The 20,472-nt window shown below is 46.8% G+C and carries 16 protein-coding genes; 7 read left to right on the forward strand and 9 right to left on the reverse strand.

Going from position 1 to position 20,472, the window contains the following annotated elements:
• Positions 1-72: 72 nt before the first annotated feature.
• The 5 genes from FW758_RS13835 to FW758_RS13855 all read right to left on the reverse strand — a co-directional run bounded on the left by FW758_RS13835 (position 73) and on the right by FW758_RS13855 (position 4,426).
• Complete coding sequence (locus FW758_RS13835) at positions 73-1,110, reverse strand: acyltransferase family protein (protein WP_106649133.1); 1,038 nt, start codon at positions 1,108-1,110, stop codon at positions 73-75.
• Between the two features lie 2 nt (positions 1,111-1,112).
• Positions 1,113-2,510 carry a hypothetical protein gene (locus FW758_RS13840; RefSeq protein ID WP_446445692.1) on the reverse strand — a complete coding sequence of 466 codons (1,398 nt, stop codon included), beginning with the start codon at positions 2,508-2,510 and terminating at the stop codon, positions 1,113-1,115.
• 193 nt (positions 2,511-2,703) lie between these two features.
• Positions 2,704-3,054: a YkvA family protein gene (locus FW758_RS13845; RefSeq protein WP_006083509.1), complete on the reverse strand. Its 351-nt coding sequence runs from the start codon at positions 3,052-3,054 to the stop codon at positions 2,704-2,706.
• Positions 3,055-3,103: 49 nt separating this feature from the next.
• Positions 3,104-3,862, reverse strand: a complete 759-nt coding sequence (locus tag FW758_RS13850) for a helix-turn-helix transcriptional regulator (RefSeq protein WP_446445693.1) — start codon at positions 3,860-3,862, stop codon at positions 3,104-3,106.
• 24 nt (positions 3,863-3,886) lie between these two features.
• Positions 3,887-4,426, reverse strand: a complete 540-nt coding sequence (locus FW758_RS13855; protein ID WP_259506479.1) for a YbhB/YbcL family Raf kinase inhibitor-like protein — start codon at positions 4,424-4,426, stop codon at positions 3,887-3,889.
• 502 nt (positions 4,427-4,928) lie between these two features.
• On the opposite strand from FW758_RS13855, the gene speFL reads away from it, so the two are divergent.
• The 4 genes from speFL (at position 4,929) to FW758_RS13875 (ending at position 10,175) form a co-directional block, all read left to right on the forward strand.
• Positions 4,929-5,012 (forward strand): leader peptide SpeFL, encoded by an 84-nt coding sequence (gene speFL, locus FW758_RS13860; protein WP_224022194.1) that lies wholly within the window; start codon positions 4,929-4,931, stop codon positions 5,010-5,012.
• A 321-nt stretch (positions 5,013-5,333) separates the two neighbouring features.
• Positions 5,334-7,496, forward strand: a complete 2,163-nt coding sequence (gene speF / locus FW758_RS13865) for an ornithine decarboxylase SpeF (RefSeq protein WP_446445694.1) — start codon at positions 5,334-5,336, stop codon at positions 7,494-7,496.
• A gap of 86 nt (positions 7,497-7,582) precedes the next feature.
• Positions 7,583-8,902, forward strand: coding sequence for a putrescine-ornithine antiporter (gene potE / locus FW758_RS13870; protein ID WP_071940644.1), 1,320 nt, complete (start codon positions 7,583-7,585; stop codon positions 8,900-8,902).
• 118 nt (positions 8,903-9,020) lie between these two features.
• On the forward strand, positions 9,021-10,175 hold the full coding sequence (locus FW758_RS13875) for a porin (protein WP_012588781.1): 1,155 nt from the start codon (positions 9,021-9,023) through the stop codon (positions 10,173-10,175).
• 458 nt (positions 10,176-10,633) lie between these two features.
• Here FW758_RS13875 and FW758_RS13880 read toward each other — a convergent pair whose 3' ends face one another.
• Positions 10,634-11,209 (reverse strand): gluconokinase, encoded by a 576-nt coding sequence (locus FW758_RS13880; protein WP_446445695.1) that lies wholly within the window; start codon positions 11,207-11,209, stop codon positions 10,634-10,636.
• A gap of 70 nt (positions 11,210-11,279) precedes the next feature.
• Between FW758_RS13880 and gntU the strand changes: the two genes are divergently transcribed.
• On the forward strand, positions 11,280-12,623 hold the full coding sequence (gene gntU / locus FW758_RS13885) for a gluconate transporter (protein ID WP_006083518.1): 1,344 nt from the start codon (positions 11,280-11,282) through the stop codon (positions 12,621-12,623).
• 67 nt (positions 12,624-12,690) lie between these two features.
• Here gntU and gntR read toward each other — a convergent pair whose 3' ends face one another.
• The 3 genes from gntR to FW758_RS13900 form a co-directional block, all read right to left on the reverse strand.
• A complete protein-coding gene (gene gntR / locus FW758_RS13890; protein ID WP_012197748.1) occupies positions 12,691-13,689 on the reverse strand; it encodes a gluconate operon transcriptional repressor GntR in 999 nt (332 codons plus the stop codon).
• 405 nt (positions 13,690-14,094) lie between these two features.
• Positions 14,095-16,518, reverse strand: coding sequence for a YgiQ family radical SAM protein (locus FW758_RS13895; protein ID WP_446445696.1), 2,424 nt, complete (start codon positions 16,516-16,518; stop codon positions 14,095-14,097).
• Between the two features lie 215 nt (positions 16,519-16,733).
• The gene (locus FW758_RS13900; protein ID WP_006084485.1) at positions 16,734-17,144 is read right to left on the reverse strand and encodes an MAPEG family protein; all 411 of its coding nucleotides are present in this window, start codon (positions 17,142-17,144) and stop codon (positions 16,734-16,736) included.
• Between the two features lie 157 nt (positions 17,145-17,301).
• Here FW758_RS13900 and FW758_RS13905 point away from each other — a divergent pair, with 157 nt between their 5' ends.
• Both FW758_RS13905 and FW758_RS13910 read left to right on the forward strand, forming a co-directional pair.
• The gene (locus FW758_RS13905; RefSeq protein WP_006083522.1) at positions 17,302-18,522 is read left to right on the forward strand and encodes a threonine/serine ThrE exporter family protein; all 1,221 of its coding nucleotides are present in this window, start codon (positions 17,302-17,304) and stop codon (positions 18,520-18,522) included.
• Between the two features lie 180 nt (positions 18,523-18,702).
• A complete protein-coding gene (locus tag FW758_RS13910) occupies positions 18,703-20,349 on the forward strand; it encodes a hypothetical protein (protein ID WP_446445697.1) in 1,647 nt (548 codons plus the stop codon).
• Positions 20,350-20,472: the final 123 nt, after the last annotated feature.

The raw sequence follows: 20,472 nt of genomic DNA on the forward strand, positions 1-20,472 counted from the left end.
AAAAACACCCTAACACTAGGAAATAAATTCAAACTGAATTTTCCCTAGTGTTAGTGATGATAAGCCAAGTGATTACCAGCCGATATACGTGCGTGAACGGTTACCGAGACGCTTCTTAATAAAGCGAGCCGTAATAATACTGCCCATCATCAGGAAGATAAAAATCCCCGCGGAGAAGAGCACGCTAGTGATCCAAGATCCCGGCGGTAAACGGTAACGCATTAAGGTCGCGGTGGCGTTAAACATCATGTCGAACAGCGGATGAATAAAGAAAATCGCAAAACTCATCTCAGCCACTTCCACTAACCAAGGCAATCGACTGCGCCCCGACAACCATTCGCAGAAATTCAGCACTAACACACATAAACAGAGTTTTTGAATAAACTGCCAATCGATGCCGTTATATTCAAACGGAGCCTTATGGTAGTTACCAATATGCTGCACTATATAAGTTTGCTCGACTAAGCTCACCACTAAAAAAATCATCGCGAGGGCAGTAAAGATAGAACCAAAGCGCGTCACAATATGTTCATCTTGCGAATATAAAATACCAATCAAATAGAAAGGCATAAAATACACCACTGAGTGGATGAAATTGACGTTACCTATGGGTCTATGCAGCAGAATAGCCACCACACAACTCAGTACAAATAGCGTCCAACGCATCTGCTGTGAGCAACGGATAAACCACAAAAATATTGGCGAAAATAAAAACACCGCCATGATGAATGGAATATACCAATGCGGATACAGGATATAACCGTTACGTATGGTGTAAAAAATACTCAGCAAGAGTTTGTCGAGCGACTGGTGCTCCATAAAAATCCAGCGCAAACACAAACAGAATAAACCGATCAGAGAGACGACTAAAAAAGGATAAAGTACGTTCTGTACTTTGTTCTTCATGAACTTGCTGTAGTCGAAATCCTTATAAAAAATACGATGGAAAAAGTATCCCGAGATAAACACGAACAAGGCCGTGCCACCGCGTAATAGGTTTTCCAATAACAGCGGGAAACCTTCTCCAGAGTTGTAAATACTGTGTCCAAGCACGATAAAGATAATCGCAATGCCACGCATGTAGGTAAATTCGAGCTGATTTTTTCTCATTATTAATTCATCGCACAGTAGAGGGTTCTTCCATCAACAACACTCGCAGAAACCCTAATAGTTCCATGGACTTCTGCTTCATTGAATACCAGATACTGACCCTCACGCTGAAAGGGGAATGCCAAAGGTAACAGAGTTGCAGCCTCAATGCCCTCACAATAATTTTGTACAGGAACATCGAGTAATGGACTGCCACTCACTGACAAGTTACTAAATTGCGTGCTCATCCCTAGATAGGCTTGCGTCATTTCATCTTGGTACGGCACAACATAAAAACCAGACCGCACATCACCCACATCAATAAAACTACTGCTATCGCTCACGCTCGGCATCACCAATAACGGTACTCTAACGTCCTGCGCATTCAATAATAGCTGCGACAATTTCGCTTGAGTGGCGAGATAATACGCCAGCATTTCCTGTAACGGCTTCTTCTGTTTATTGTCTTTTCTTTCTACGGGCGGCACTGGTTTCACGCGATTTAACAGTAAATCTAGCGGTAACATGCCCGACATGACGGACTCTTTCCACACATAAGGATCTTGAGTGCTATCCAACAATATGCCCGCCAAGGCGCCGATGTTTTCCGCCTCAGCCGTCCAACCACCCAACATTTTCCTCTGCTGGTAATAGTCGTGCACATATTGGGTCAGTATTTGCTGATAACCGAGTAAGGTTTGATTTTGGCTTAAGATACGTGCGCCAGCGGCCAATTCCACATACTTAGCGCTGCCTTCGACGAGGTCGTTGATGTAACCGACTCTATCCTCGTTTGGCGCAATTTGACGCCATTGCTGCAACCAATAGGCCGCATGGCTCAAGTGTAATGACTGCTGCTCGGGTTGTGCCAGCGCCGCCATTAAGGCATCAAACAACTGTAAACGGTAATAACGGGCATCGAGGCTGAGCGGAAACACTTCGCCCTCGTAACGCCTGCCCTCTTCTAATACTCGCCATTCGGATTGCGCATAAAAATGGAAAGCTTCATGCAGACCATTACTGGCCCAGATTAAAAAGGCTAAATCCGTGGGCTTAGTGTCGGAAGTGAATTGGATGTTCGGCGCTTCGAGTTGGATTAATACCCCTGGCTGACCTTGATATTGCGGAAAACCGAAATTAACAGACAAACCAGACTGCAGGTTGACTGACTCTAAGACACTATTATCTTGAATGATTTCGCCACCGGGCTGACGCAGCCAGACGTTGCCGCCATAACTAAAGAGGTGCACTTTATCTTCGAGGCGAAAACCCGGCCACAAAGCTTCGCTCTGGCGACTATTCTGCGCCATAAAATCGAGATAAAGACGGGCGAGTTGTTCCGGAGAGGCCTCATCGGCAAACGCGGGGGTAGCGGCAGAGACACCTAAAAACCATAGGATCACTACCATAATATTTTTCATTTATCTGCCTAAACAAACACAAGGGGCTTACAAAACAGCGCTAGCATATAGCGCAATCAAGCAATAGTGAAACGTTTGCAAAAAAATATTTTTACCCCAGAAAATCTAAGTAAAAACCAAATCAACGACTCCTAATAAAATCATATTTTTAGCGCAATTTAGCATCACTTAGGTCTTGTCGCGCCCATTAGGCTTAAACCTTAGGTTCCGTCGGTTTATCGCCAAACCAGAGCGCCAGTTTATCCGCCGCGAGGGATTTCACTTCGTCATCGATATATAAGGTCACCATAGTCAAAGCTGCGGCAAGGGCACCTAAGTCATCGGTAAAACCCACTAAAGGTGTGAGATCGGGGATCGCATCTAAGGGAGAAATAAAATACGCCAAGGCACCGAAGATGACAGACTTGGCCCATTTAGGCGTATTCGGCTGCTGCGCCGCATAATAAAGCCACAGGGCACGCTCGATCACTTCCCTGCCCGCCTGACGGCTAAAGAGTTTAACCTTGTTCCAAAATCCGCTGTCGGTAAATTGCTCATCCGCCATTATATCGCTCCTGCAGCTTGAGATTGTTTGAGTATCAATCTATTCCTCCTCACAGTGTACGACGATAAGCCGCAGGGGTCAGGCCAAATTGTTGCTTAAAACGTAAGGAAAACTTTTCCGCCGATTGATAACCACAGGCTAAGGCCACTTGTAGTAATGGCTCGCCCGAGTTTTGCAGCATGGCCAAACCATGGCTCAGCCGGACTTCGACTAACAACGGCCTAAAACTGGTGTCTTCTAACGCCAATTTACGCCTAAGGCTGGCCGTGCTCATGTGTAACTTGTCGGCAATCTCCTCCTGCTGCCATGGCGCCGAAGGACTCACGCTCATCAAAGCCAAGGCCGCTTGAGTCACGCTGCGTTGCGTGTGGCCATACAACCAGTTCACACTGCGTTTATCAGGCAAACTGAGCAGTAACGCAGCCAGATAATGCAGCTGAACAGAATCAGCCAGAGACAAGCTCAAACTCTGTAATAACGCATTCCAAGCTAAGTCCACCGCGCGCGATACGTTTTGGACTGGCATAGGATCGCGCCAATCGGCCATGCTCGATAAAATGCCTTGGGGCAAATCGTGGGGGAGTAATAACTGTACCGCCCGATAGCGCCCAAGAAAAGGCCGATTCACAAAGCTGATATGCGAACCCGCAGGAATTAACAGTAACTGACCTTGGCCCACCAAAACGGATTCATCTTGCCAGAGTAAAGACTTTTCCCCATGCATAACCCGAATAATCGACGGCTGGTGCACAGGTACTTGAGATAAAGATTGTGCCTGCTTCGAATCATATTCAAACAAACGGATCATGACACCAGCCTAATTATCAATGGATTATCGGTTATATACCGCAGTCAACTTGGCGCTACCTAAGGCTTGTGCTCTGAGCATAAAGCCTAATAATGCAGGGCTAGCGTCCTTTGGCAGATCTAATGCACTGGGCAATGCCCACACAGTGAATTCATACCTGTGTACGCCATGACCTTCGGGCGGACAAGCGCCACCAAAGTCAGTGGTGCCGAAGTCGTTCTTCAAAGCAATAGCGCCTTTGGGCAGTGCATCAGCATGCGAGCCCGCGCCTTGCGCCAATGATGTTTGCGCTACGGGTAAGTTATATACCGCCCAGTGCCACCAACCGCTGCCCGTTGGCGCATCAGGATCATAAGCCGTCACCGCAAACGCTTTCGTCCCCGCAGGTATGTCAGTCCAAGTCAGTTGCGGCGAAATGTTTTCACCTTGGCAACCGAAACCATTAAATACTAATTGCGATGTGAGTTTATTGCCCTCGCTCATATCTTTGCTCGTTAACGTCATAGCATGTGCCTGTCCAAATAAGCCCAATACTAAACTCGCCCCTAGCCACCATTTATTCATGTCTATCTCCCATTGATGTTTCGACCTGACTAATCTACGTCAATCCAAAAGATCACATCTGCCCAGAAACGGCAACTTTCTACCCCAAATGCTCAAATGTGAGAAAAAAACTGTCATTTTTGCAATTTTTCAGCATGCATGTGATTTTGTAAAGAGAATTTATGCATAACCATTCAAGTTCGTCGTGCGGTATAAATCAAGAAGCTTATTACTACAGCCCTTTAATTAAAATCAGAAAAAAATAATAAGATGTTTTATGCAAAAATCATCATTTAAATAACATTGACAATATTTACTTTCATAATTTAGATAAAGATACTTAAGTATGATTGACTCAGTTTAATATCGATTAAATAAGTTAAATTTAAGTGCCAATTATTAAAAAGTAAGACATAGGTCATGATTTTATTTATAACTCGCATATAAACTTCACTACGTAATAAAACCTAACTGTTTTCTCTAAGTCATAATGGAGTCGTATATGAAGAGGAAATCTAAAATCATGGCGCATATCCGGCGCACGCGGCATATCATGATGCCTAGTCAACGTGACTATTTCGATCACTCCTTTATCTTCCTCCGCTAATCTCAGCGCAGGTAGTAGGCCAACGAACAGGTCTAAAGTGCTATTGCTCTAATTTTTGCAAACACTTAATGTACTGTCTTTTTTTGGTTTATTAACTTGCGTCACTATCAAAGCATTCTTTTATCAGTGCAGTTTTACTGCGGCTAAGCTATTTGCACGCCCAATAAATATATTTTAACTTTTATTTATTTCGCGACATTGGCATAACCACATCTAATCTGCGCACGGAATAGCTATATCTAATTTTTATGCCATTAATGTTTTTAATTAGGTATAGGCACACTTGTATCTATTTTTTAAAAAGTAAAAGGGAAATTAACTATGAAATCATTAAAAGTAGCCGCTAGCTTATCTGTTAGATCTTGTTTCGATATCGACAGAGAAGTCGTCAATGTATTAACCACAGATTTTTGCGATGTGGGCGCGGCTGTAGTCTCTGTTGATGATGTTAGAAATGGTATTGTTGAGAAGATTAAAAACACCGGATTGAAACTCCCTATTTTCGTTTCAGTTTGCTGCGAAGAAACTTTCCCAGACGATGTTTGCTCATCTATTACTGGGGTATTTGAACTCTGCGGCGATAACACTGACTTCTACGGAAAACAGGTTGAAACTGCGGTCGATAAATATGAGCAAGCGCTATTACCTCCTTTCTTCGGCACACTGAAAAAGTACGTTGAGATGGGTAATTCCACCTTTGCTTGTCCAGGTCACCAAGGCGGACAATTCTTCCGTAAACATCCTGTGGGTCGTCAGTTCTTCGACTTTTTTGGCGAAACGATTTTCCGCGCCGATATGTGTAATGCCGACGTCAAATTGGGTGATTTATTGATCCATGAAGGCGCGCCACTGGCAGCGCAGAAATATGCTGCCAAAGTCTTTAATGCCGATAAAACCTACTTTGTACTTAACGGGACTTCATCTTCAAATAAAGTGGCGACCAATGCGCTGCTTGCTAAAGGTGACCTGGTATTATTCGACCGCAATAACCACAAATCAAACCACCATGGCGCGTTAATCCAAGCTGGTGCAACACCAGTTTATTTAGAAACCGCGCGTAATCCCTTCGGATTTATTGGTGGTATCGACGCTCATTGCTTCCAAGAGTCCTATTTAAGAGATCAAATTCGCGAAGTCGCCCCAGAAAGAGCCGATGAAAAACGCCCCTTCCGTTTAGCGATTATCCAACTCGGCACTTATGACGGCACCATCTACAATGCTCGCCAAGTAATTGATAAAATTGGTCATCTGTGTGATTACGTCTTATTCGACTCGGCTTGGGTCGGTTACGAACAGTTCATCCCTATGATGAATGACTGCTCGCCACTCTTGCTCGAACTGACCGCTGAAGATCCTGGCATTATCGTGACTCAGTCGGTGCATAAACAGCAGGCGGGCTTCTCGCAAACATCGCAAATCCATAAAAAAGATAAACATATCAAAGGACAAGATAGATATTGCAACCATAAACGCTTCAACAACGCCTTTATGATGCATGCTTCTACCAGCCCCTTCTATCCTCTATTTGCGGCGCTAGATGTGAACGCGAAAATGCATGAAGGCGCAAGCGGTCGTTACCTGTGGCGCGAAGCGGTAAAAGCCGGCATCGAAGCACGTAAGCTACTGCTGAAAAAGTGTAAATATATCAAGCCATTCGTGCCAACCATGATAGATGGCCGCCTATGGCAAGACTATGAAACTGAGCAAATGGCCGATGACTTACGTTTCTTCGAATTCGAACCTGGTCAGAAATGGCACTCCTTCGAAGGTTATGACAAAGGCCAATACTTCGTTGACCCTTGTAAGTTCCTATTAACAACACCAGGCATAGATGTAGAAACCGGTAAATATACCGACTTTGGTATTCCAGCGACTATTCTGGCTAACTTCTTACGGGAAAATAATATTATTCCTGAGAAGTGCGACTTAAATTCGATTTTATTCCTGATGACGCCTGCGGAAGATATGGCCAAGATGCAACATCTGGTCTCGCAAATATCTCGATTCGAGAAATTAGTCGATGAAGATGCGCCATTATCTGAAGTTTTACCTAACGTCTATAACGCGAATAAAGCGCGTTATCAAGACTATACCATCCGCCAACTCTGCCAAGAAATGCACAATCTTTATGTCAGCCATGACGTAAAACAACTGCAGAAAGAAATGTTCCGTAAAGCGTATTTCCCAACCAAAGTCATGGATCCACAGGAAGCAAACCTAGAATTTATTCGTGGCAAAGTCGAATTAGTCCCGCTATCACAAATTGAGGGAAGAATTGCTGCAGAAGGCGCACTTCCTTACCCACCAGGTGTGCTATGTATGGTACCAGGTGAAATATGGGGTGGCTCTGTTCAACGTTATTTCCAAGCTCTCGAAGAAGGTATCAACTTATTACCTGGATTCTCGCCAGAACTACAAGGTGTTTATCTCGAAAACACCCCTGACGGCAAAATTCAAGCAATGGGCTATGTACTAAATAAATAATGAAGACTGACTGCAGAGTTTATTAACCCCGCTCTGCAGTCAATTTCATACTCCCTATAATAAGTCACCTACATTAGGTTATTAGTATGAGTAAATCAGAAAATAAAATTGGCGTCGTCCAATTAACTATTATCACCATAGTCAACATGATGGGTTCGGGCATTATTATGCTGCCAACCCAATTAGCTCAAGTCGGTACTATTTCGATTTTATCTTGGTTAGTCACGGCGGCGGGCTCAACTGCCCTCGCCTACGCTTTTGCCAAGTGCGGTATGTTCAGTAAGAAATCCGGTGGTATGGGCGGTTATGCCGAATATGCCTTCGGCCGCTCTGGCAACTTTATGGCTAACTACACCTATGCCGTTTCGCTGCTCATCGCCAACGTCGCCATTGCGATCTCGGCCGTGGGTTATGCCGCCGTGCTGCTTGATGTAAACCTAAGCCCAATGGCCATTTGTCTTGCAACCGTTGGCGTGCTTTGGCTGGCAACGATTGCTAACTTCGGTGGTGCCCGTATCACAGGTCGTGTGAGTAGCGTGACTGTGTGGGGGATTATTCTACCCGTGATTGGCGTGTCGTTAATTGGTTGGTTCTGGTTCGACATCGACCTCTACAAAGGTGCATGGAACCCGCATGATATGCCATTCTTCAAAGCGTTAGGCGGTTCTATCGCGATGACTTTGTGGGCATTCCTTGGTTTAGAATCGGCCTGTGCCAACTCAGAAGCCGTCGATAATCCAGAGAAAAACGTCCCTATCGCAGTAATGGGCGGTACTTTAGGCGCGGCGGTAATTTATATCGTCTCTACTAACGTCATTGCCGGTATTGTGCCAAACGCCGAACTTGCCATGTCAAACGCGCCCTTCGGTTTAGCCTTCGCGCAGATGTTTAACCCTGTGGTCGGTAAAATCGTGATGGCCTGCGCCATTATCTCTTGTACTGGCTCGCTGCTAGGTTGGCAGTTCACTATTGCCCAAGTGTTTAAAGCCTCTGCAGATGAAGGATTCTTCCCTAAAATCTTCTCTAAAGTCAGTAAAGCCGATGCGCCAATTTGGGGTATGACCATTATCGTTTGTATTCAAACCGTTTTATCTCTGATGACTATTAGCCCATCACTGAGCAAACAGTTCGAAGCACTCGTTAACCTCGCCGTCGTCACCAACATTGTGCCTTACATCCTATCGATGGCCGCCCTTGGCATAATGCAAAGACAGCAAAAAGTACCGGTTAATAAAGCCCGTATTGCCAACGTGATTGCCGTGATCGGCGCCTTATATAGCTTCTATGCCCTGTATAGCTCAGGTGAAACCGCTGTAATGCTTGGCGCCATGGCCACCTTCTTCGGTTGGACTATCTTCGGCGTGATCTCAAACAAAGCACCCGTTGCCGATACGCGTCCAGCCTAAATCCGGCTAGCGCATTATCGAAAACGATTAATTACACCATCTAAAAGAACGGTTACTCAGGGATCATAGGTTAAGCCTATGATCCCCTGGAGAATACTTGCTCATTATCGGGGGATTTATGAATAAGACTTGTCTCGCCTTAGTGTTACCTATGCTATTAACGGCCACCAGCAGTCAGGCGGTTGAGCTTTATAAAGATCAAAAAAACACATTAGATTTAACCGGTTGGTTGGGGTTTGCCGCCCTGAATGACAGCCACGATACCTCGGTTATCGACGATTCATCACGCTTAAGATTTAGCTTCGAGCGCAGTGAGAGAAACGGCTGGACCGCCTTCGCCACCACAGAATGGGGGATCAATATGGTCTCCAGCGACGATGGCCTAGTGATGCAAGGGGGCAAACTCGCTGCCGAAAAGACCGATGATTTTCTCTATAACCGCTTAGGTTATGTCGGCATGTCCCACGATGTCTGGGGGAGTTTGAGCTTCGGTAAACAATGGGGCGCCTATTACGATGTCGCCGGCACCACAGATTTACCCAACGTTTTCGCAGGTTACAGCGTTGGTGCTTACACCTTTGGCGATGGCGGCCTCACTGGCACTGGCCGTGCCGACTCCGCCTTTATTTACCGCAATAGTGTCGGCCCAGTGCAAATCGCCTTGCAATATGCCGCCAAAACCAATGGCGATGTCAGCTTAAAAAATGATGACGGCAGCGAAATGAGTAACTCTGAGTTGAGTTTCGACAGCAGTTACGGCGCCAGCATCACCTATGCGGCAACCGACAAATTCAAGCTACTCGCAGGCTTTAACCGCGGTGATTTTGAAGGCCACTTAGGTAATACCCAAGTCGATGAGACCAATGAAATTATTGGCATTGGTGCCATGTACGGTGACTACTATCACTATGCAGAAGGACGCGAAGCCAGCGGTCTTTATGTGGGTTTTAACGCTCACCAAAGTAAGAGTAATGAACTGGTCAATGGTGATCTCTACGACGCCACTGGTGCCGAGTTGATGACGGCCTATCAATTCGACAACGGTTTTGTGCCTATGGTCGTGCTCAGTTATTTAGATTTAGACACAGATGCAACTACGCCCATCCAAGGTAATTGGACCCGCCAATTTGCCATGCTGGGTCTGCACTATCGCTATAGCAACGATACCGTGATGTTTGCCGAAATGAAGTTAGATTTCAGTGATATGGATGATACCGCGCTCGAGGCCCAGGAAGACAACAGCTTCGCAGTCGGGATTAATTACTTCTTTTAAGGCTCAAGGGAATTTGACCAAGGTGGCTAAAGCGCTCATTCAACTTTGGCATTCCTTGGTCATATTTAGCGGGACTGTTTTTAATAACAGTCTTCAGTGGCTGTTTTAGTCACATGTTGAATTGAAACATGTTTTGCAGGACAAGCAGCTCGCGTCATCGCTCTATATGCGTGAGCTTATTTGAGGCTGAGGTGCGGCGCACGTTTCGTCTACAAACGCTCGCCGTAACACTCATTGGATGGTACCGCAGGCTTACCATTATCTCTACGCCACTCCGAGTCAATTTCTGGAGTGGTTTTTTTTCAATGTCGAGCGGCTAGCTCCAGATTTGCTTCGACCTTTGGCGGCACTAATTAATGACGACTGTCGTTCAGTTACCCCTTCGCTTTAAAGGCTAATCTGCAACATCATGATAAGGCAGCCAAGCCGCGCGTTAAGCTCCAATGACCAACTTATGCTTATGCTTCGCCATTTATCGCCTGAATACAGCGCTGTACCACCTCTTCGAAAGTGCCATCTATGCTAACTTGGATAACGTCAGCTTCATCGGTCGCGGGCATCTCCAGCGTATCGAACTGACTCTTAAGTAGCTCAATCGGCATGAAGTGGGCTTTTCTGGCAAACATGCGTTCTTTGACTAATTCAAAATCACCATATAGATGAATAAACACCAGCTTACTGTTGTTCTGACGGATTAAGTCACGATACTGACGACGCAGCGCAGAGCAGACAATCACCCCCTGTTCACCTTTTTGTTCAATGCTATACACAGCATCGTTGATGCGCTCAAGCCAAGGAGCCCGATCACTATCGTTAAGCGGTGAGCCAGATTTCATCTTGATAATATTGGCTCTAGGATGCAGGTCATCACCATCGATAAATTTCGTCTCTAACGCCTTTGCGACCGCGGCACCAATCGAAGATTTGCCACAACTAGAGACGCCCATGAACACATAGCTATTGCCTTTTTTTCTCTCAGTCACTTTGTTAACCTCATGCCAATTCTCCAATTTAGTCACTTCCCACTCTATCATATTACGGGTAACATGTTACCGGTAACCTACAAAAATGTGGACAACTTAACTAACAAGGAAAAGTCCTCTTATGTCTGATATGTCATTGATTCTGACAGCGCTGGGTTCAATCGCCCTGCTACTGTTCTTAGTGATGAAAGTGAGATTACATGCAGTGGTATCACTGATACTGGTGTCGATCATTGCCGGCCTTTTCTCCGGCATGAACCCAGCCGATATCACCAATACTATTCAACAAGGTATGGGGGGAACACTGGGCTTTGTGGCGGTGGTGGTCGCTTTGGGGGCGATGTTTGGTCGCGTCATGGAAGAGACTGGTGCACTAGATCAGATAGCCCATACACTGCTGAATAAATTTGGTAACGACAAAGCCCACTGGGCGATGACCTTTACTGGCTTTATCTGTGCGCTACCCCTCTTCTTTGACGTTGCTGTGGTGCTGCTGATTGGCATCGCCTTTGCCGTGGTTCGTAAAGGGGGTGGCAGCGTGGTTAAAATTGGTATTTCGTTGCTCGCGGGTATTGCCACCTGTCAGGCGTTTCTTATCCCCGCACCAGGGCCTATTTTGGTCGCTTCCCAGCTCAATGCCGACTTTGGCTACATGATAGTTTTTGGTCTATTGGCATCCATTCCTGCGATGATTCTTGGCGGCCCACTCTTTGCCAGTCTCATCTCGCAAAAAGTCCATGTTGAGCTACCAGCCCACGAACAGCAAGAGAAAGGCGAACGAGAAGGCGGACCTATCCCCTCATTCGCGTTATCAATCAGTATTGTGATTTTTCCACTGCTGCTTATCGGTTTGAAGACGGTGGTGTCGCGCTTTATTGATGAAAAATCCGATCTGCATAATTGGCTCGCCTTGATAGGTCACCCTTTCACCGCCATTCTGCTTGCCTGTTTAATCGCATTTTATGTGCTGGGCGTGAGACGTAACATTCCCAATGACCGCATCATGGAAATCTGTAGCAGTGCGCTCCAACCTGCGGGGGTCATTATTCTCGTCACCGGTGCTGGCGGCGTGTTCAAGCAAGTGCTGATTGATTCGGGTGTCGGCGATGCGTTAGGGAATATGCTGGCAGGTTCGGGATTACCGATTGTGATACTGGCATTTATTTTGTCGGCTTCGGTGCGCGTGATCCAAGGGTCAGCAACCGTGGCCATGTTAACGGCTTGCGGCCTTATCATCCCGATACTTGAACCATTGAACTTAGATGGTGCTCAATTGGCGGCGATTACGATTGCCATTGGCGGTGGTTCGATTGTGCTCTCGCACGTTAATGACTCAGGCTTCTGGCTCGCCAACCGTTTTCTTGGATTGTCAGAAAAACAAACGCTGCAAACCTGGACGGTAATGGAAACCATTATTGGCACGACGGGCGGCATAGTTGCAGTCATCATCTCAGCGTTTCTCTAACGCAAGCCAGTGATCAAAAACATTAGGCATTAGGCATTAGCCGTTAAGCGAAAGATCGAGGGGAAGTCTACAATGTTTCCCCTAAATCAATACGATAGCCCAGATCGATAACCGATTCTGCTATCTCTTTGCCATTTAACCTATCTAATAGCTCAGTGGCAGCAATTCGACCGATCTCCTTTCTCGGGGTAATAATGCTCGCCAATTTTGGCGTCATGGATTGCCCTATATCATGGCCATGAAACCCTGCAACGCCTATTTGTTCTGGGATCTTGATGCCTTGTCTTTGGCACTCAAATATCACCCCCGCCGCTAAATCATCGTTGGTACAGAAAAAGCTATCCACATAGGGATATTTCGCTAAGGTTTGCTGCAATAACGACGCACCCAAGGAAAACGACGAGGCCTCATTGGTGGTCATCGCCAAAGGTGTGAGCTTGGCTTCCTGCATCGCTAACTCGTAGCCTCGCATCTTAAGCTGAGTGCGAATATCCATGCGCGCGCCTAAGTAAGCAATGTGGCGATAGCCTTGTGCAATCATGGCCTTAACCATTTCGTATGCGGCAGCTGTGTTATCGAACCCCACACACTGTTGAATTGAAGGCGACACACTATCCATCATTTCAATGACCGGAATGCCCGCCGTTTCAATCATTCGCACGGTACGCGGCGTGTGGTAACTTTCGGATAAAAGTAAGCCATCAATATTGTAAGAAAGCAGTGATGCCACCCGCTCTTCTTCTAATTCGGCCTGATATCCGTAGTGAGCCAGCATGGTTTGATAACCGCGTTTGCCAGTCACATTCTCGATACCGCGCAGCACTTCAGCAAACACTTGGTTGGTTAACGACGGCACTAACACGCCAATGGCGCGGCTGGTTGCTTGCGCCAAAATTTCCGGCGCGCGATTAGGAATATAACCTAAGGTTTCTAGTGCGATAGCTATCTTTTCTTGAGTACTTTGCGCCACTCTTGTTGGATTTTTTAAATAGCGGCTCACCGTCATTTTGGTGATCCCAACTTGATCGGCAACGTCTTGAAGAGTGGGTCTACGCTTTTTATTCATAGTATCTAATGTTAGTTAACAAGCCGCGGATATGGGTGAGATGTATAGCTAAAATATCGAATATAAACAAATAGTAGACATAAGCATCAGACGAGATTTTATAATAGTTCGCCCTGCGATACCAGTTAGGACTCTTTTATCGCGGCGCCGCTCATTGTAAGCATTTATCGGTAAAGATGATGAGGGGCTAATAACAAAAAGCTCAAGTGCTATCCCGTATATACATTAACTTATTTCAGACTGAGCTAAGGCAAACATACTGGCAAAATTGTGGCGAAATCAAAAAGGATTGTAAAAAAGGAGAATAAAAAGAAAAGTATCGCGGGATGATCATGCTAGCTAGGCCGCTCCAAACTTATTTCAGGCGCGGCCTTTGCACATTATTTGTGATGGCTAAAAAAGTGATTACTTAGCCTGTTGGCGACCCTGAGCGGACTTACCAGCAGGTTTACCACCACTTTTTGATGGACTTCCACCTTTAGCCTGAGAGCCGCTGGCCTTAAAACCAGACTGGCCGAAAGGCGCTTTCGCTCCAGGGCGGCTCGAATGGGCTCCGCTGGGTTTAGAGCCACTTGGTTTACTTCCCGCTGGCTTAGCGCCATTCGCTGCGGGTTTTCCACCTTTTGCGGCCGGTTTTGATTCCGCACCAACTTGAGCTTGCGCGCCGCCTTTAGCCGTACCTTTAGATTTGCCATCGCCCTTGCGGTCATCAAACTGATTACCCGAGAAGCGAGTAAAGGCTTTTTGGCCTTGGTTGGCATCTTTCATCCACTTAGGTCCGCGCTCATTTCGACCTTCTGGCGGCACTAACTGATGCGGACTATTACCGATTAAGTCTTCACGCCCCATGGCGGTTAAGCCTTCACGGATTAATGGCCAACCTGCAGGATCGTGATAACGCAGTAATGCTTTATGCAAGCGACGTTGACGCCCTTTCTTCGGCACTGATACCACTTCACTGGTGTGCTTGACGTTTTTCAGCGAGTTTAACTCGGTATGATAAATCGTGGTCGCATTCGCCATCGGTGACGGATAGAAGTTCTGCACTTGGTCGAGCTTGAACTTACGTTCCTTCAACCACAGCGCTAAGTTCACCATGTCTTCGTCAGTCGTGCCTGGATGCGCCGAAATAAAGTAAGGGATCAGGAACTGTTCTTTGCCCGCTTCCTTCGAAAACTTATCGAACAATTCTTTAAACTTATCGTAGGCGCCCATGCCGGGTTTCATCATCTTGCTGAGCGGACCTTCTTCGGTATGCTCAGGGGCGATTTTTAAGTAGCCGCCCACATGGTGCTGCACTAACTCTTTTACATAAGCCGGATCTTCGATCGCCAAGTCGTAACGCACGCCAGAGGCGATCAATACTTTCTTGATGCCAGGTACAGCACGCGCTGCGCGGTACAAGTCGATAGTGTGTTTATGATCTGTGCCTAAGTGGCCGCAAATCGATGGGAATACACAAGAAAGACGGCGACAGGTTTTTTCGGCCTTTTCGCTAGTACAGCCCAAACGATACATGTTGGCAGTTGGGCCGCCTAAATCGGAAATCACCCCAGTAAAGCCTGGCACTTTTTCCTGAATATCTTTGATTTCTTTAACAATCGACTCTTGTGAACGGCTCTGAATGATTCGGCCTTCATGCTCGGTAATCGAGCAGAAAGAACAGCCACCAAAGCAGCCACGCATGATGTTGATAGACGTCTTAATCATGTCATAGGCAGGGATTTTTTCCTTGCCATAGATAGGATGAGGAATACGCTGATAGGGCAAATCGAATACTGCATCCATCTCATCGGTATTAAGCGGCCATGCGGGCGGATTCACCCAAACGGCGCGATCGCCATGGGGTTGGAATAACGCACGGGCACAACCTGGGTTTTGCTCTTGGTGCAAAATCCGTGAAGCATGGGCATATAAATATTTGTCTTCAGAGACTTTTTCAAACGCTGGCAGCAGCACATAGGTTTTATCCCATGGCTTAGGTTTAGGCGGCTGAACGCTAATTGGCTTAGGGGCTTCGTTATCGAATATCTTCACATCCGACGGGCCAGACAAGTTAGCACAACCCACATCATCGGCGCCGTAAGGATTCGGCAACGGCTCTATCTTGTGTAGTTGGTCAATCTTGCGCGAGTCCATACCGCGCCATTCGGGCAGCGGCTCTTTACGGATAACAGCAGTGCCGCGTACATCGTGCAGCGAGCTAATGGGTTCACCTGCAGCTAAGCGGCGTGCCACTTCAACTAAAGGACGCTCGGCGTTGCCGTACATCAGAATGTCGGCCTTGGCATCGAAAATCACACTGCGACGCACTTTGTCCGACCAATAATCGTAATGGGCGATGCGGCGTAAACTGGCTTCAATACCGCCAATGATCACAGGCACATCTTTAAAGGCTTCTTTACAACGCTGGGTGTACACAGTCACAGCGCGATCTGGGCGCTTACCGCCAATATCGCCCGCGGTATAAGCATCGTCAGAACGTAAACGACGGTCAGCGGTGTAACGGTTGATCATCGAATCCATGTTGCCGGCGGTGACGCCAAAAAACAGGTTTGGACGACCCAATTGCATAAAGGCGTCTTTGCTCGACCAATCAGGTTGGGAAATAATGCCGACTCGGTAACCTTGGGCCTCTAACATACGGCCGATCACTGCCATGCCAAAGCTTGGGTGATCCACATAAGCGTCGCCTGTGACTATGATAATGTCACAGCTATCCCAGCCAAGCTTATCCATCTCCTTGCGAGACATAGGTAAGAAAGGCGCAGTGCTGTCGCCTGTAGCCCAATACTTGGGATGACTAAAGAGTGTGGATTCAACTTGCATCGATTATGACCCGAAAACGTAATGTCAAATAAAGGCGCCACTGAAAATAAGTTACACCAATTTAGGGACGCGGAGTATAGCAGGCAACAAGGGATAAGTGCGATTAAAAAAACATCAATCAAGGCGTTTTCGGGGTATTTGAGCCTGAAGCCTAATACCCCTAAATCCGCTATGGATATGGCTTAGGGCGGAATCAACCGCCCAATCCCAAGCGTCTAGAGACCCTTTCCTAATCCTTGGGCAAAATGCAGCAAATTCACCAATGCCAGACTGATGATCACTAGCCAAGTGAGCAATACGCCCCAGAAACGTCCAAAATGGTAACCGCCTTGGCCTTGGGTTAAGCCGATAGCATGGAGCAGGCGCGCCACTATCCACACAGTTCCAAAGCAGTGGAGATAAAATACGGGTAAGCCACCGGCTTCGGCCACCAGCATGAGAATCAATACGATAGGCGCATTTTCGATCAGGTTTACATGGACGCGATTCGCTAAGGCAAGCGCATTGTTACCGCCATCCCCTAGACCAATCTTGTGACTTTTTCTGACTTTCACCACTCGATAAGCTAAAGCGACAATTAATAGCCCAGTGAGGCTAGCGTAAAGACCCGTTACCATCAAAGACATATCTATTTTCCCTTATCAAAAAGCTGACTATAGCCCGAGCTGCAAAAATTCAGCAATTTATTTGTATTAAGGTTAAAAGCCGTTAACCTTTTATAGACAAGATAGGTTAATATGCGCGCGTTAATCCCTACAACTTTTTATACAGTGAAGACCCCGATTGGATAACGACGAGTTTATCGAAAAACGCAGATTTATCATAAAGCTAGGCAAGGCATTGCATAAGTTTGGCACACCCGCTTATCGCCTAGAAACCCACTTACAAACCGTTGCGCGCACCTTAGGTATCGAAGGCTACTTCCTTATCTCGCCAACTTCGATGACCTTCGTTTTACAACACGATACAGATCAAGAATATAACCATGCCGCTCGGGTGAAGCCCGGCGAACTCGATTTAGGTTCACTCGCCCGCACCGATGAATTAGTCGATGAATTAACTTCAGGTAAGCGCACTTTAGCCGAGGCCTTAGATCGCTTAGAAGAAATCGCCAACAAACCCAATCCCTATGGCCCAGTGTTAACTTGTTTTTCCTTTGGTACTTCTGCCGCCGCCTTTGCCATGTTGATGGGCACAGGTTGGAACGATGTATTTTGGTCGGGGTTATTAGGCTTATTTGTCTATGGCTTGGTATACCGCGCCGAACGCTCGGCACGCATGGCCGAAGTGCTTGAACCCTTCGCCACCATTCTTTGCGCCATCGCCGCCTGCGGCATAGCGCGTATCGATCCCAACATTAATATCCCGGTGGTGATCCTCTCCTCGATCATTATTTTTATTCCCGGCTTAGCGTTAACCTTAGGTCTAGCCGAACTTGCCGCGCGGGATTTGATTTCCGGCACGGCGCGCATCATGGATGCGATTATGCAATTGTTTAAACTGTACTTTGGTGCAGTGCTCGGCATGGCGATTGGTAAAGCCGTGTTTGGCGAAGCGATTCATATCGAGCCAGAAGGGTTGCCGCGCTGGGCAATTTGGTCGGCGGTGCCGATTTTATCTATGGCATTAGTGTTTATCTTCAAGGCACGGATGCAAGATTCACCTTGGGGCGTATTAGCTGGAATTGTGGCGTTTTTCTCGGCCATGCTCGGCGGACATTATTTTGGTGATTCGGTAGGCATATTCTTTGGCGCCTTGGCCGTAGGGATTTACTCCAACCTCTTCGCCCGCTGGATGAAAGCTCCCGCCTCCATCGCCCTGTTGCAAGGCATAGTGATCTTAGTGCCCGGCAGTAAAACCTATATAGGACTCAATGCCTTAATCTCAGGTGAGACCATGCTCAATCAGTCCCATATTGGCTCACAAATCTTTTTAATTTTTATGTCGCTGATCGCAGGATTGATTTTTGCCAACGTCGCCGTCCCGCCAAGGCGAACATTGTAACAATTGTGAATTCGGCTGGAGCCCGCGCCCAGCCGTCACCTTAAGTTAACCTTAAGTAAAATCAGAAACTTATTAAAATGTTTTCTTGACTAACACCCGCTTTCCATGTGTTATTAAATTGTGAATTGCAGAGTGAAATTGTTTTCGCTGCAGTCGTCAATTTCATGGGAGTGGCCTTTTATGCAGAAATTCATTCAGTATGCATGCATCCTACCTTGTTGTGTTGGCAGCCTAATCAGTGCTGCCCAAGCAGAAGACGCTAAGCTCGCCGATCCGGCAACAAAGGCTCAAGAAACTAAAAAAGTCAGCAAGATCGTCGTAGTTAACAATCCTATTTTTGATGAATCCGATCCCGATGCTTTTTTCATCCACCGCTGGGCGAACGCTTTACACATCAACACCAAAGAATATGTGGTGCTCGATAAACTGACCTTCGGCGAAAATGATACTGTCGCCCAGAAAGACCTCGACGAATCGCAACGGCTATTACGGGCTGTGCCCTATATCCGCGACGCCAAAATTTATGTCGCCGAAAAAGATCCCCTCGCCGATACCGATCCCACAGTTGAGTCCGTTGTCGTCGAAACCTGGGATAACTGGTCATTATTGCCCACTGCGAGCCTGAGTAGTTCAGGTGGCGACACTCGTTATTCTTTTGGTGTTAAAGAAGACAACTTACTCGGAACAGGTATCCGCACTCGACTCAAGTACCAGTCCAACGAATCCCGTAATGGCTACAAATTTGCGTTCGAAGCTCCGCTGAGCATTATCGAGCACGGCACGGTTGCCGCCGAGTTTTACGACAATAGCGACGGCGAAGCTAAGCACGTTTATGTCAGTAAGCCTTTCTATTCTCTCGATACCAATACCATGTATTCGGCGGAGTTTTTAGACGAAAACCGTATTGATACCCTTAGGCAAAATGGGCAAGAGATAAATGAATTCGAACACACAGTCGACTACCTTAATCTGCAATATGGCTGGTTAATTAATAAGAACAGTGAGCATCTTTCTCGCTTTATTACCGGTGTTACCCAAGACAAACACGAGTTTGCCAATTCAGATCTCTACCCCAATTCGATGCTGCCTCAAGATAGGGACTTTATGTACCCTTGGGTCGCTTACGAGTTTATCCAAGATGATTTCCATGTACTGAATAACGTTCACCTGATCACCAACAACGAAGACTTTAACTTAGGCTGGCATCACTATGTGCAACTCGGCATAGAAACCAATGACATAGGCGATAACAATCCTGTCGGCTACCACGTCAATTGGCAAAGTACTGGCGGCTATAAGTTCGACGACCAACTGTGGCTGTTAGAAATGGGCGGCACTAGCACAATCGGTACAACCCAAAAAGACACTTACAAGGTCGATGTCCAAGCCGAGTACTTCTATCAAATCAATCCTAAGTGGACAGCCTACGGCAAAGCATGGGCCAGCCTTTCACAGAACACTTATCTGGATCTGACCAAAGGGCTGGGAGATGAAACTGGCGTGCGCGGTTATCCAAACGAATACCAACAAGGGGACAATCAGTGGTTATTGACCGCCGAGATACGTAATTACCCCAACATCAACTTATACCAATTGGCTGAATTGGGCTGGGCCGTCTTTACTGATTTGGGTCAAGCTTCCGGCGGACAACTCGCCGAGAATAACGAAGTCAGCGGTCCACTGGGCAGCATAGGCATAGGCGCGCGGATTTATTCCTCTCGCTCCAGCTATGGCAACGTCGCCCATATCGATTTTTCGATTCCTTACACGGGCGGCGAGTCAGTGAACAGTTGGGAATGGCGATTCCTAGTAAAACGCAGTTTTTAGCAGCTGATTTACGAATTGCGAATAAGGTAGTGTGCTGAGTTGAAGCGCATAGATAAGATGTTGATCTACAAAGTCATACCGGTTAGCCCTACAAAAGCAAACGCTAACCGTCCAGAGAATAAC

Source organism: Shewanella sp. 1180_01 (assembly GCF_052850535.1).